This is a genomic window from Bacillus infantis (genome assembly GCF_050107595.1).
In the GTDB taxonomy this organism is placed as follows: Bacteria; Bacillota; Bacilli; order Bacillales; family Cytobacillaceae; genus Bacillus_AB; species Bacillus_AB infantis_C.
Genome location: NZ_JBNILH010000001.1, coordinates 84,867 through 97,154, shown reverse-complemented (window position 1 = coordinate 97,154; position 12,288 = coordinate 84,867). Strand labels below are relative to the sequence as shown.

The 12,288-nt window shown below is 47.0% G+C and carries 14 protein-coding genes; 4 read left to right on the top strand and 10 right to left on the bottom strand.

The window, feature by feature from the left end:
- Positions 1-39: 39 nt before the first annotated feature.
- The 4 genes from ACQCVH_RS00575 to ACQCVH_RS00560 all read right to left on the bottom strand — a co-directional run bounded on the left by ACQCVH_RS00575 (position 40) and on the right by ACQCVH_RS00560 (position 3,130).
- On the bottom strand, positions 40-840 hold the full coding sequence (locus tag ACQCVH_RS00575) for a DUF1444 domain-containing protein (protein WP_426834006.1): 801 nt from the start codon (positions 838-840) through the stop codon (positions 40-42).
- Between the two features lie 88 nt (positions 841-928).
- Positions 929-1,246 carry a thioredoxin family protein gene (locus ACQCVH_RS00570; RefSeq protein WP_426834005.1) on the bottom strand — a complete coding sequence of 106 codons (318 nt, stop codon included), beginning with the start codon at positions 1,244-1,246 and terminating at the stop codon, positions 929-931.
- Positions 1,233-2,276, bottom strand: coding sequence for a PTS sugar transporter subunit IIC (locus tag ACQCVH_RS00565; RefSeq protein ID WP_426834004.1), 1,044 nt, complete (start codon positions 2,274-2,276; stop codon positions 1,233-1,235). Before ACQCVH_RS00565 ends, ACQCVH_RS00570 begins: the two co-directional genes overlap by 14 nt.
- Before the next feature lie 344 nt (positions 2,277-2,620).
- Entirely contained in the window at positions 2,621-3,130 is a 510-nt protein-coding gene (locus ACQCVH_RS00560) for a hypothetical protein (RefSeq protein ID WP_426834003.1), read from the bottom strand.
- 160 nt (positions 3,131-3,290) lie between these two features.
- On the opposite strand from ACQCVH_RS00560, the gene ACQCVH_RS00555 reads away from it, so the two are divergent.
- Positions 3,291-3,737 carry a YtoQ family protein gene (locus tag ACQCVH_RS00555; protein WP_426834427.1) on the top strand — a complete coding sequence of 149 codons (447 nt, stop codon included), beginning with the start codon at positions 3,291-3,293 and terminating at the stop codon, positions 3,735-3,737.
- Between the two features lie 165 nt (positions 3,738-3,902).
- Here the strand turns inward: ACQCVH_RS00555 and ACQCVH_RS00550 are convergent, their stop codons facing one another.
- Positions 3,903-4,427 (bottom strand): DUF84 family protein, encoded by a 525-nt coding sequence (locus tag ACQCVH_RS00550; RefSeq protein ID WP_426834002.1) that lies wholly within the window; start codon positions 4,425-4,427, stop codon positions 3,903-3,905.
- Positions 4,428-4,521: 94 nt separating this feature from the next.
- A complete protein-coding gene (locus ACQCVH_RS00545) occupies positions 4,522-5,595 on the bottom strand; it encodes a M42 family metallopeptidase (protein WP_426834001.1) in 1,074 nt (357 codons plus the stop codon).
- A 215-nt stretch (positions 5,596-5,810) separates the two neighbouring features.
- Here ACQCVH_RS00545 and ACQCVH_RS00540 point away from each other — a divergent pair, with 215 nt between their 5' ends.
- Positions 5,811-6,125, top strand: a complete 315-nt coding sequence (locus ACQCVH_RS00540) for a PepSY domain-containing protein (protein WP_426834000.1) — start codon at positions 5,811-5,813, stop codon at positions 6,123-6,125.
- 57 nt (positions 6,126-6,182) lie between these two features.
- Here the strand turns inward: ACQCVH_RS00540 and ACQCVH_RS00535 are convergent, their stop codons facing one another.
- Both ACQCVH_RS00535 and trmB read right to left on the bottom strand, forming a co-directional pair.
- Positions 6,183-7,022, bottom strand: a complete 840-nt coding sequence (locus ACQCVH_RS00535) for a YtnP family quorum-quenching lactonase (RefSeq protein WP_426833999.1) — start codon at positions 7,020-7,022, stop codon at positions 6,183-6,185.
- Between the two features lie 468 nt (positions 7,023-7,490).
- Positions 7,491-8,129, bottom strand: coding sequence for a tRNA (guanosine(46)-N7)-methyltransferase TrmB (gene trmB / locus ACQCVH_RS00530; protein ID WP_426833998.1), 639 nt, complete (start codon positions 8,127-8,129; stop codon positions 7,491-7,493).
- Between the two features lie 280 nt (positions 8,130-8,409).
- Between trmB and ACQCVH_RS00525 the strand changes: the two genes are divergently transcribed.
- Together ACQCVH_RS00525 and ACQCVH_RS00520 are read left to right on the top strand one after the other, a co-directional pair.
- Positions 8,410-8,589, top strand: coding sequence for a hypothetical protein (locus ACQCVH_RS00525; RefSeq protein ID WP_426833997.1), 180 nt, complete (start codon positions 8,410-8,412; stop codon positions 8,587-8,589).
- Positions 8,590-8,701: 112 nt separating this feature from the next.
- Positions 8,702-8,980 carry a YtzH-like family protein gene (locus ACQCVH_RS00520; protein ID WP_426833996.1) on the top strand — a complete coding sequence of 93 codons (279 nt, stop codon included), beginning with the start codon at positions 8,702-8,704 and terminating at the stop codon, positions 8,978-8,980.
- Here ACQCVH_RS00520 and ACQCVH_RS00515 read toward each other — a convergent pair.
- Positions 8,977-9,756 (bottom strand): phosphotransferase, encoded by a 780-nt coding sequence (locus ACQCVH_RS00515; RefSeq protein WP_426833995.1) that lies wholly within the window; start codon positions 9,754-9,756, stop codon positions 8,977-8,979. The genes ACQCVH_RS00520 and ACQCVH_RS00515 overlap by 4 nt on opposite strands.
- Positions 9,757-10,123: 367 nt before the next feature.
- Positions 10,124-12,259 (bottom strand): type I pullulanase, encoded by a 2,136-nt coding sequence (pulA, locus tag ACQCVH_RS00510; protein ID WP_426833994.1) that lies wholly within the window; start codon positions 12,257-12,259, stop codon positions 10,124-10,126.
- Positions 12,260-12,288 lie beyond the last annotated feature (29 nt).

Sequence of the window (12,288 nt, the reverse complement as noted above, 5' to 3'; positions counted from 1 at the left end):
GATATAAAAAAAGGACCACATTCTGTGATCCTTCCCCAGTCACTTTTTCTTATTTTTGCCGAGTATGAAAATCGGCTCAAGCTCCCCGTTTTCATAAAGAAATGATAATGCCGTAATCGGCACCCTGCCGCTTGCAAAGAAGCTCATATTCATCTGGGCGAGGATATCATAGCCCGTATTATTCCGCACATCCGCTATGATCAGGACGTCCTGATGGGGAACGGCAAGTGCCATCTCACCGGTTATCTGCTGCTCCATCGTCTTCAGAAAAGCTTCATTGAGAATGCGGCTCGCATCATAGCCGTCATTTGCATTCAGAAAATAAAAGATATTGCCGGCCACTTCGTCCTTTTTAAACCCTGTGGACAGGGACCTGACATTAAATAAGGCAATCTCCCTGATCCTTTCAGCTGTCCAGCCCTCTTTTTTCATGAGCACTGAATCAATGAGCCTGTAGGTTCTGCCCTGGTCAAGGGCATAATAAATCCTTGTTTCTGCTGTATGTTCGTCAAACAGAAACTGAATTCCCTCTTCGGATTCCTGCGGAAAAGACGTTGACCTGATGACAGGGAAGATATTTTTTTCATGGCCTTCAAGCCCGGATTCTCCCGACATAGCCTTTAGGCCTTCTTCCACATAATAAGCCACCTCTTCAATCGCCTTGTCCTTCTGCTCCTGCCATTTAGCAATGATCCCAGGCAGCGAAATGGTGATCCCTTTGCCTGTTTCTTTATTTTCGATCCGAAGGGTATCTTTTTGTTTATCAAATAAGAAAGACCGATTCTCAGCATCCAGCCTCTTGGTTAATTCATTCTTCATTTTCCTGCTGTCCATTTTCATCCCTTTTCCCTCCTTACGGGAAATTTCTGCAGTTTCCATTGTACAATAGAAAGCCCTCCATCTCAAAGGAGACGGAGGGCGAAAGATATCAGCGGCTGAGGCCGGCGATGAAATTCTCGATTTCTTCCTGTGTTTTCCTATCCTTGCTGACAAAGCGGCCTGATTCCTCTCCATCCCTGAAAGCAATGAAGCTAGGGATGCCGAAGATATCGAGCTGCCCGCATAGATCAATATATTCATCCCGGTCTACATATACAAAGGTATAATCGCTGAACTTCTCTTCTACCTCTGGAAGGATCGGTTCGATGATGCGGCAGTCAGGGCACCAGTCTGCTGAAAACATAAAAATATGCTGTCCCTCATTTTTCATTTGCTCAAACTGGTCCATTGATTCAAGCTTTTTCATTTCTTTCTCCTCCTGTCTGGATCAGCATATCGCCATGTTTGATCCAGCCTTTTTTCCTCATATACTCAGATAATAACAAGCTTATTGCGGCTGGTCCAACAAAATGCAACATGACTATTTTCAGGAGGACAGCCGAGCTGAATCCCATCGCGGTCACTGTCATGATCTGCCCCACAAGGCCTGCAGTCCCCATTCCCGCACCAGCCGCATTGTTCTCGAGTACAAATAAAGTGGTACCGAGCGGTGCAAGAACAGCCCCCGCAATGGTCGGCGGAAGAAGGATCATCGGGTTCCTTATGATATTGGGCACCTGCAGCATTGAAGTTCCAAGCCCCTGGGCAATGAGGCCGCCTACCTTATTTTCCCTGTAGCTGCTGACTGCAAAACCGACCATTTGGGCCGCACATCCGATTGTTGCTGCCCCTGCTGCAAGCCCGTGCAAATCAAGCATCAGCGCAATGGCTGCACTGGAGATAGGCGCTGTAAGGGCGAGGCCCATCAGCACTGCTACAATGATCCCCATCAATATCGGCCTTTGCTCCGTCCCCCACATGATCATGCTTCCAAGACCCTTTAACAGGAAGTTTATTCCTGGTCCGATCAACATTGCTGTTCCATATCCAGCCAGTATTGTAACAAAAGGGGTAACAATAATATCAATTTTCGTCTCCTTGCTGACAAGCTTCCCAATCTCTACAGATATCAAGGCAGCGGCAAAGCTTCCTGCCGGTCCGCCCAGCGCGGCCCCTGCTGCCCCGCTTGCAATCGCAGCGAACAGTACCAGGGGCGGTGCATTTAATCCAAAAGCAACAGCAACGCCGATTGCCGGCCCCATGAGCCCCATCGCAAGCGTCCCCATCTCTATGAAGAAACTCCCGCCATAACCTGCCGGCAGCTGTTCTCCCACTGTCTTGATGATCAGTCCTATAATCAGTGAAGAAAACAAGCCTAATGCCATGCTGCTCAATGCATCTATAAAGTAAACCCTCGCAGACAGGCTGACCCCTTTTCTCTTCAAAAATTCTCTCATGTAAAATCCCCCGTTCATTCTTCATTGTCATGTGTCAAGACAGATGTTACAACCTATATTGTAAGCATGGCTGGGGTAAAAAGGAAGGAAAAAATACCGGAACCCTCCTAGTATGAGCTCATCATGCTCCGTGAAATCTGCTTTTCCCTGTTTTTTTGATTGGAAGCTGCTGCTGACCTTGTAGTAGTGTTAGCCAAGTATGCTGAAATAAGCCCAAGATCAATATAGAACACTACCCTGACATTTAATAAATATGCGCAAAAAAAATAGCAAAGGGTTCGCCCTTTGCTTGTTGTTAAGGAATTTATAAATTGTAAGATTTGTGGAGCTTGCGCTTTTGTTCGTTATTTTATCTGGACAGAGTTGACGATATCAATCATCATCGAAGCATCTGCTTTCAGGCTGGATGTCTTTGTTTCCGCTGTAATCTTGACCCCATCAGCTCCGACAATCAATTCGCTTCTGTCATCATCCAGCTTTTTAATAAGAATAAACCCGAATCTTCCATCATATTGGAAGGTTTCATCCACCTCATAGCTTTCGTTCTGAAGTTTAGCAGACTCATAAACCACCTTGCTGCCTTTGCCCTCATTCTGGTTATAAAACAGGATATATGTTTTGCTTCCATTTTTTAATATAAGATTGTTTGGGCTTTCTTCTTCAACCTCGACGCCAAAAGGCAAATAATAGTCTATCTCTTCATTTTTATTATTTGCATCCTTGGGCTTTTGGGTGAAAGCGGTCTCCGCTGCCCTCTTTGCTTCCTTCTGCTCTTCTTGGAAGGATGCAGAGCAGGCGCTCAGGAACAGAACGGAACACATCATAAGCAAGGCGGTGATGCTGATTTTTTTCATACTATTTTCCTCCCTGCTGGAAAAAATATCGGCCTTTTCTATCATAACTGTCTTTTTAATTATCTGACAACCCCCCTTGCCGCTTTTTCAGGACTGTGGACGGTTTGTTATTAACAGAAGTGGTAAAATGTAAGATATCTGCCAAAGAGGAGGAAATATGATGAAATTGACAGTTTATCTGGCAGGCGAGATTCATACTGACTGGAGAGGAGAGCTGAAGGAAAAAGCAAAAGCCCTTCAGCTTCCAGTCCATTTTGTCGGACCAATGGAAAACCATGAGCGCTCTGATAAGATCGGAGAAGAAATACTTGGGGAGCAGCCGGGCCCTGTTTACCTTGATCAGGCTTCTTCAAGCATCAACAATCTGCGGACCCAGCTGCTGATGGAAAAATCAGACCTGGTCATCGCCCTGTTCGGTGAGCAGTATAAGCAATGGAACACGAGCATGGATGCCAGCACTGCCGCTGCACTAAAAAAGCCGCTGATCCTGATCAGGCCCGAAAAACTGCACCACCCGCTTAAAGAGCTGTCACAAAAAGCAAACGTGACAGTCGAAACGGTTAACCAGGCCATCAAAATCCTTTCTTATGTCTTTGAAGAGAGCTGAAATGCGGAGGGCGCTTGCTCAGCCCCTACAAGCATAAGACGAGCAGGATGAAAGGTTGTTCTTTAACCTTTTAGCCTGATTGGCTTATGACTCGAGGCTCTAGCCGCTGGAGCTGGACAATCGATATGCGGAAGCGGCTTGCTTAATAAAAAGCAAGGGAGAGGTTCACAGCCTCTCCCTTTTCCTGTTCCCATACTCAAACTGTCCGGCCAGCAGTCTGACAACATGCGCAAACATTTCTGCCCTGTCGACCCTGCCATTTGTAAAAACACCGATGGCGCCTTCTTTTTTCCGGATGTTTTCTTTTTGGGCATATGCATCCATGACAGGCCCAAGCTCACGGCCTGCGAGCAGCTCTTCGGAAATCTCCTGCGGAAGAGGGATCCTGGCCCCGCCGGCGACGATTGTTTCTTTGCCTTTTTGCGCAAGCGCCCCCCAATTGCAGAGAAATAAACCTGCTGCTGTGTTCTGGACCCCGCCTTCGAGACCGATCCCTATATCCCCGCTTCCTTCTCTCAGTGCCAGTTCCGCTCTTTGTACAGCCCCTTTGATCGTTTCGTCATCTGTAAAAGGCTGGTCGCTCACACCGGAAGGTACATCAACAGGAATGACTTTAAAGCTGCTTTCATTGAAAATAGCTTCCACCGCGCTAATTTTCGCCGGATTTTTAGAACCTATTATAATTTTCATAGAGCTGCCCTCCTTTTTTCACTGCTTGTTTCTATATTGCCCGAATGGCACACTGAAAAGAGGCAGCACTGCTGCTGCCCCCTCGCTTTTGTTTTTACACGTTTTCGCGGATGGATGCGACAGTGGTTTTGTCGCAGGATTTAACAAGCTTGACCAGAAGCTCCTTCGCTGCCGCATAATCATCCACATGGATAATGGAAGCGTGGGTATGGATATAACGGGAGCAAATGCCGACTACCGCACTTGGGACTCCTTCATTTGAAGTGTGGACACGCCCTGCATCTGTTCCGCCCTGGGAAACAAAATACTGGTAAGGCACATTATTCTTTTCAGCTGTATCCAGTACAAATTCCCTCATGCCGCGGTGCGTAACCATGGAGCGGTCCAAAATGCGGAGCAGCGCGCCTTTCCCAAGCTGGCCGAATTCCCTTTTATCGCCTGTCATGTCATTCGCAGGGCTTGCATCAAGTGCAAAGAAAATATCAGGCTTGATCATATTGGCGGCTGTCTGCGCACCTCTTAATCCGACTTCTTCCTGGACTGTCGCACCGGAATAAAGGATATTCGGCAGTTTTTCGTCTTTCAATTCTTCCAGAAGCTCAACCGCGAGACCGCATCCATAACGGTTATCCCAGGCCTTTGCCATTATTTTCTTTTCATTTGCCATTGGTGTGAACGGACAAATCGGCAGGATCTGCTGGCCTGGCTTAATGCCGATCCTTTCTGCATCTGCACGGTCATCTGCACCGATATCAATCAGCATATTTTTAATATCCATTGGCTTGCTGCGCTTGGCTTCATCCAGCAGGTGTGGAGGGATGGATCCAATGACGCCTGTGACTGGCCCATTATTGGTCATGATCTGCACCCTCTGGGCAAGAAGAACCTGGCTCCACCAGCCGCCAAGGGTCTGGAAGCGGATCATACCGTTATCGGTAACGGAGGTGACCATGAAGCCAACTTCATCCATATGGCCTGCAACCATTACAGCCGGCCCTTCCTCATCTCCCCTCTTTACTCCAAATACTCCCCCAAGCTTGTCCTGGACCACTTCATCTGCATACTGGCCAAGCTGCTCACGCATAAACTTGCGGACCAAATGTTCATTTCCCGGCGCTCCCGGCAATTCTGTCAGTGTTTTAAAAAGCTGTAATGTTTTATTGTTCATTGTACCTGCTCCTTTAATGGGTTTTATCTCTTTCTTATTATGTATACATTTATTTTACAGAACTTTCATACCTCTTACCACCTTTTCCTCTTACCTTGGCCCGGCATGCGGCCCCAAGTACCATCACTTTATGTGAATCGCTTTAATATATCCGGTTACATTTGGTAGAATGGAATAATGAACAACTATGCTGGAAAAAGACGGAGGGGCAGACTATGAACTGGAAATCATTTTTGCTTGGTGTTGGAGTCGGAGTAGCAGGCGGCTTGGCTGCAAAGGAATTATTGGCAGATAAAACAGCGGTATCTCCAGAAAAAGCGCTTGATCAGGCTAAAGCCGCTTTCAAGAAAAATGGCCCAATCAGCGGATCATGGATACATATGCAGCCTGAGCCTTATGAAAAGCACGGTCTTAGCTATACTGTCTATAAAGGCGGCATCTCACGGACTGCTGACGGAGCGGTATCACAATACGAATTTGTCTCAGACAGCCGCACCGGAACGATATTGGATGCCTACCCGCTGTCTTAGAGATTGCAAGCATGTAAAAGGCCGGATTCTTTTGTTCCGGCCTTTTACATGCCTTTTTTATCTGGTTCGTTTCAGCTCTTCCTTCAGCTGTTTATCTCCACCCCATTTTATCGCCCGGTAATAGGCATCATGATAAAACGTGAACCATGCATCCCTGCTGATTCCGTACTCAAGCCACTTCTGCTTTGCAGCGATTGAGTCCATCGGATAATCGTCAAAAGCAAGCACCCATAGAACATTCTGGTGGGCATGAGTCGGCATGATGTCAGCCATATGAACGATTGTTTCCCCTTCTTCCTCGATGAGAATAATGGAATGCCCATCACTGTGGCCGCCTGTGTGGACCATTCTTACTGGGCCGAAGCTCCATTCATCTTCAAATGTGACTACCTGGCCCTCTATTCCGCTCCAGTTCTCTTTCCAGTATGTATTCCTGGACCGGATGTTCGGATTGCGCATCTCTTCCCATTCGGTTTCCGATACAATAATCCTTGCATTGGGGAACACAGATACAAATTCTTCCCCTTCAAGCCTGGTAAGGCCGCATGCATGGTCGAAATGCAGATGGGTCATCAGTACATAATCGATATCCTCCGGGCCAAGGTTAAGCTCTCCTAGAGATTTTTCAAGGCTGGATTCTTCTGTCACTCCGTAGTTCCGCTTTTGCTTTTCGTTAAGCTTGCCGGAACCTATGCCTGTTTCTATGAGCATCTTTTTCCCGTTAGCTTCTACAAGGATTGGATCTGTCCTAAGCTCGATCTGGTTTTTTTCATTGCAGGGGTATTTCTTTTCCCACAGTGCTTTTGGAACAACGCCGAACATGGCGCCGCCATCCAATTGTGTGACTCCTCCGTTCAGCCACGTAAGCTTAACCGTTTTCAATTTTAAAGTTTCCATGTGCACACTCCCTTTTTCAGCAGATTGTATGTATACTTGTTAGTTTATCATTTAGAGGGGAGTTGGTGGAATATTTGCTCAATATTCCCAGCATAAAATAAGTTACATCAGAATTATTGATATGTATTGAATTTAGGAAGATTCTTGGTTTTTATCTTTAAAAAACTTAGTTGCATACCCAAGGTTATTGAACCTGTTAATTGGAGTGGAAGGCACGCAGACTCCTGCGGGAAGTAGCGGCAAGGCTGAGACCCCGCATGAGCGTAGCGAAGAGGAGGCTCAGCGTCGCCCCGCGGAAAGCGAAGTGCCTGGAACGGAAATTAACAGCCCATTTAAAAAGCTAAACAAATGAACGATTGTTGTGGCCTTTCACAGTAAATCCTAAAAAACATAAACAAAGAAGGAGCACGAAATGTCCGTACTCCTTTTGTCTATACCAAAGCCGCCCGCGAGCAGCTTTCTGCAATTTTATTGATATCTCACTTCAGAGCGGTAGATTCTGCTGCCTCTGCCGGAGAATTTTTCTTCGTATTCGGTCATGATATTGCCTTCATAGCCGCTGTTGTGAAGGTCGAGGCTGACGTAAGTGAGGAGAAGTCCATATTCGGAGAAGCTTGTAAGTGAATATTCGAACAGTCCCTGGTTGTCAGTCTTGAAATGGATTTCCCCTTGATCCACAAGGATGCTTTTGTAGACATCAAGAAAACTTTTAAATGTGAGCCTTCTTTTTTCATGCCGGGTCTTTGGCCAAGGGTCTGAGAAATTAAGATAAACCCTGTCTACATCCCCTTTATTAAAATACTCCGCCAGGTTTTTGGCATTGGCATTCATCAGCTTCAGATTGGGAAGTTCTTCTTCAATAAGCTTATCAAGGGCAGTAACGATAACGCTTTCTGCCAATTCTATTCCGATATAGTTGATATGAGGATTGGCCTTAGCCATCCCGGTGATGAACCGGCCTTTCCCTGTACCTATCTCAATATGGAGAGGCTGGTCTGCCCCAAATACTTCAGCCCATTTTCCTTTATACTGATCCGGCTCCAGGATGACATATTGCGGATGCTGCATTAATTTATCTTTAGCCCAAGGCTTGTTTCTTTGTCTCATGAGGACACCCCTAAATAATAATATCGTTCAAACAATACCATGCCTTCCCAAACGATGCAACCCTCGTTCAGGAAGGATCGGGGAGCATATGGCCGCATATGTAAGGGCACTGTCTGTTAAAGCGTGTTCATCTTATGATACCGGAAATATCTCCTGTATATCACACGAGAATGCATTTTTCATTTATGGGATGTTTTGTTAAGGTTTTAAGAGTGTACGCGAACGGGAAAACGCTGCCTGTCAGGCTTTGCCTTCAGGCATAAAAAGGAGCTGAATTAGCATGAAAAAATTGATTGAGACAGGATTGGAAATAGCCGTCCTTTTAGTTATAGGCATTATGTTCCTTGGCTACAGTGTGACTGTCTATCCTTATGAGAAGCTTAAAAACAGAAAATGGACTCAGAAAGTCAGATCAAAGAGGCAGAGCCTTTATATCGGCAAGCCTGTCAACCATGCATAAGCGCTAAGCTGATGAATAATAAAAAAAAGGAATTCACATGATAAATGTGAATTCCTTTTTTTGTTGGTCCCTCAATTCCATTCATGTACAAATAGAAAGGATGCTGAATCATATGCCGCTGTGCCATACAGATCAATTAACCCTGCTGAGGGATATATTAAGCAGCCATCAGACAGACTGCTGCGGATCGGTTTCAGAGTGTGAACAATTGGAGCGTTTGGTGAAATCCCTCATGGTCAACGCAAACATCGGCCAGGAGGTCAGGACAGTGTTGGAGCAGGTTTACAGCTACAGCCAAAACGGCGCCGGCTCTTCCAATCTCGACGGCCATATAGAGCTGCACCAGCAGGAGCTCTCCCAGTGGGTAGAGAGTATTGACCAGCTTTCCTAGCTCAGCTCAAGCTCCTTGAGGAACTGGATCCACCTATCCATTTCTTCATATCTTCCCTTGCTTTTATGCCATTGAATTGAAGTCAGAGTTTGGGCAGCCACATACCATTTCATGCGAAGGGCAAGGGAGGATGTCAATTCCATGCCATAGCGCTCCAGCCAGGAATGCCACTTTTCGCGGGGGATGTACCAGTATAAGAGCATTCCGAGATCAATGGCGGGATCGGCAATCATCGCTCCATCCCAATCAATCAGATACAGCTGGTCGTTCTCCGTGAGCAGCCAGTTGTTATGGTTGACGTCGCAATGGCAGACGACCATATCTTCACAGCTGATATTCCCCTTCTCTTCTTCAAGGAACCCGAGGGCCTTCCTGACAGCATCCAGTCTGCTGATTTCTTCATCCAGCTCTTCTGTGACCGCGTTCAGTATGGCCACTGGCTTCAGCGGGGACTTTCCCAGCCTGCTGAGCATCCCAAGGAGCGGCCTGGAGTCATGGATTTTCTTGAGAAGCCTGGCTACCCGTTCATCTTCCATATCCCCCGGCTTCAATTCCCTTCCGGCAAGCCATTGCTGGGCTGTTATGACGTCCCCGTTTTCAAGCCTTTTTGTCCACACAAGCTTTGGAACAATTCCTTCTGCTGACAAAACAGCGAGAAATGGCGAAGAATTCCGCTTCAAGAATAATTGCTGCTCTTCATGCTGGGCAAAAAATGCTTCACCTGTCGCTCCTCCGGCAGGAACTATCTCCCAATCTTGTCCAAATAAATGTTCCAAAATTGTTCACCTACAATGTTTTTCTGCAAATTAAATGCGAGTAAGGAAAGTGCAAGGCCCGCATCTCAGCCAGGCCTCTGCAGTCTCCCATTTATATATGCGTATCTGCACAAGAAAGCAAAGTCTGCTCCCTGTCCATTCCGCCGCTAATTGATTAAAGGACTTTTGTATAGAAAAGCAAAGTAAAATAAAAAAAAGCTATTGAAGCAAATGTCCTGCAATAGCTATCTTATAAATTTTATCTCTTAGCGTGTTTTCTAGTCAAGTCAATCAGAGATAAAAACAGTATTTTATTATAATGATTTCTCTTTTAATTTTATTGGTTAGATCCCGAATCAGCCCCGGGCCGGCAAATGGGCAGCTTCTTTCACCTTCTGGCAAGAATCAGCAGGCTGCATGGGGCCATTCTTGCAGTTCCCGAGTTCACAGTATTCACCGGTTCTGCACCCGCCCCATCTCCGTCCGCCAAAACTTCCCATTCTCCTTCTGCAGGGATCATACGCTCTTCCCAGAAAGGATTGAAACATACCCTGATGGAATCATAGCCCCCGAATTCCCTGATATCCTGCAGTTCATATGCAATCATCGGCTCTTCTGCCTGGATGAACTGCATATGCTTCCTGACCAGGTCTGTGCTGTGGAAGCGGAAAGCTTTGATTTTTTTCCTTATGTCAATCAGCCCTTTTATATAGTCCACATTATCCTGATAGTAAAGGCGGCGCTCCCAATCAAGCCAGTTGATCTCATTTGGCGACCGATAGCTGTTGCCGTCCCCGTTTTTTGTCCTGAAGAACTCCTGTCCGCTGTGAAGGAAAGGAATCCCCTGTGCCAGGATGACCATTGCCGTAGCAAGCCGGTGGTGCTTCTGCCTGAACTCCTCTCCCTCTTGAGGGAAACATGCGCCAATCTTATCCCATAATGTATGGTTATCATGTGATTCGGCATAGTTCACAGACTGCCCCGGTGAACGAAAGAGGGCCTTTTTGCCCACTCCGATGCTTCCGGCAAGAACCTGTTTCGCATCCTCGCGGTAATGTGCATTTCCCAGTGCATACCCTTTATCATAAATATTGAATGTGCTTCCCTTAATAGAATCCCTGAACCAGTCATTGAATTGGCCGATCCTGTCGAGCTTGGCCTGGTTGCGCAGATTGGCCTTCTGTTCATGCGGCAGAGGGGTGTTAAGGTCCCACCCCTCTCCGATGACGAGGATATGCCTGCCGGCTTCATCTGCAGCTTTCCTGACCTCTTTCATCGTCCCGACATCCAGGATTCCCATCAGATCAAAGCGCAGACCGTCAATTTTATATTCATGCAGCCAGAACTTTACGGAATCAATGATGAACTTTCCTGCCATTCTCCTCTCAGAGGCAAAGTCATTGCCAACCCCGGTTCCGTTTGAAGGCATCCCGAACTCATCATGCCGGAAGTAATAGCCTGGCACAAGCTTTTCAAAATCAGATGTTTCCCTGATATAAACATGGTTGTACACAGCGTCCATTATGACCCGCAGCCCCTGAGAATGGACCGCTGAGATCAAGTCCTTCAGTTCGCGGATCCGCAAATACGGGTCTGCCGGGTCCTCGGAATAGCTGCCATCAGGCGCGTTAAAGTGGAGCGGGTTGTAGCCCCAGTTATAATCCGACTTTCCCCCAAGCTCATCCACCCCCGCAAAGTCATGGAATGGGAGGAATTCGATATGAGTTGCCCCAAGCTCCTTCACATAGGAAAGGCCGGTCGAACAGCCGTCAGGCCCCTTTGTACCCAGCTCTGCCGCGCCCCGGTATGTGCCTTTTTTATCCGCACCGCTTCCGGGATGGATGGTAAAGTCCCTGATATGGGTTTCGTATATGACCGCATCTGTATCATGTTCCAGCTGCGGAAGCTCATGTTCAGATATCTTTATTTTCCCGGGGTCTGCAACGACGGCTTTCTCCCCATTGGCCGTAAGGGCGGCAGCATATGGGTCTGCAGCCTCCCGCCACTCAAGATCGATGCATACTTTATAAGAATAGGCATGAAGCTCAAGATCTCCCTCGGCACAATAGGACCAGACCCCATAATCCCCTCTTTCCATCGCATATTCCGTGATACCCTTCCCGGGCTCCTCTATCGACAGCCTGGCTTGAGTGGCAGTAGGGGCCCATAGCTTGAACAACGTCTGTTCTTCTGTATAAAAGCAACCAAGGCTCCCGCCATAATAATATTTCTCATCAAATGCCTTTGTCCGGATAACAGATCCGATCTGAAGGTCTGTCTTCCCCCCGTATTCATCATGAATCCAGCAGGTTGTTCCGAGATCCAGATCACCTTCGAAGGTGCAAATATATTTAGTCTCCTCTTCCAGTTCCTGCCGTTCTTTAATGATTAGCTCCTTCTTCCCGTCCAGTTCTGAAAGAGCAAATTCAGTACAGCTGCCATTGTAATAAGAACGGGGAAGCAGGATGGCAATGATATTCAATTCATCAAGATACGCATGGTACATCCGTTCCACTGTGATCATCGTCTCACTCCGCTTCTCTTCTCGGCTAC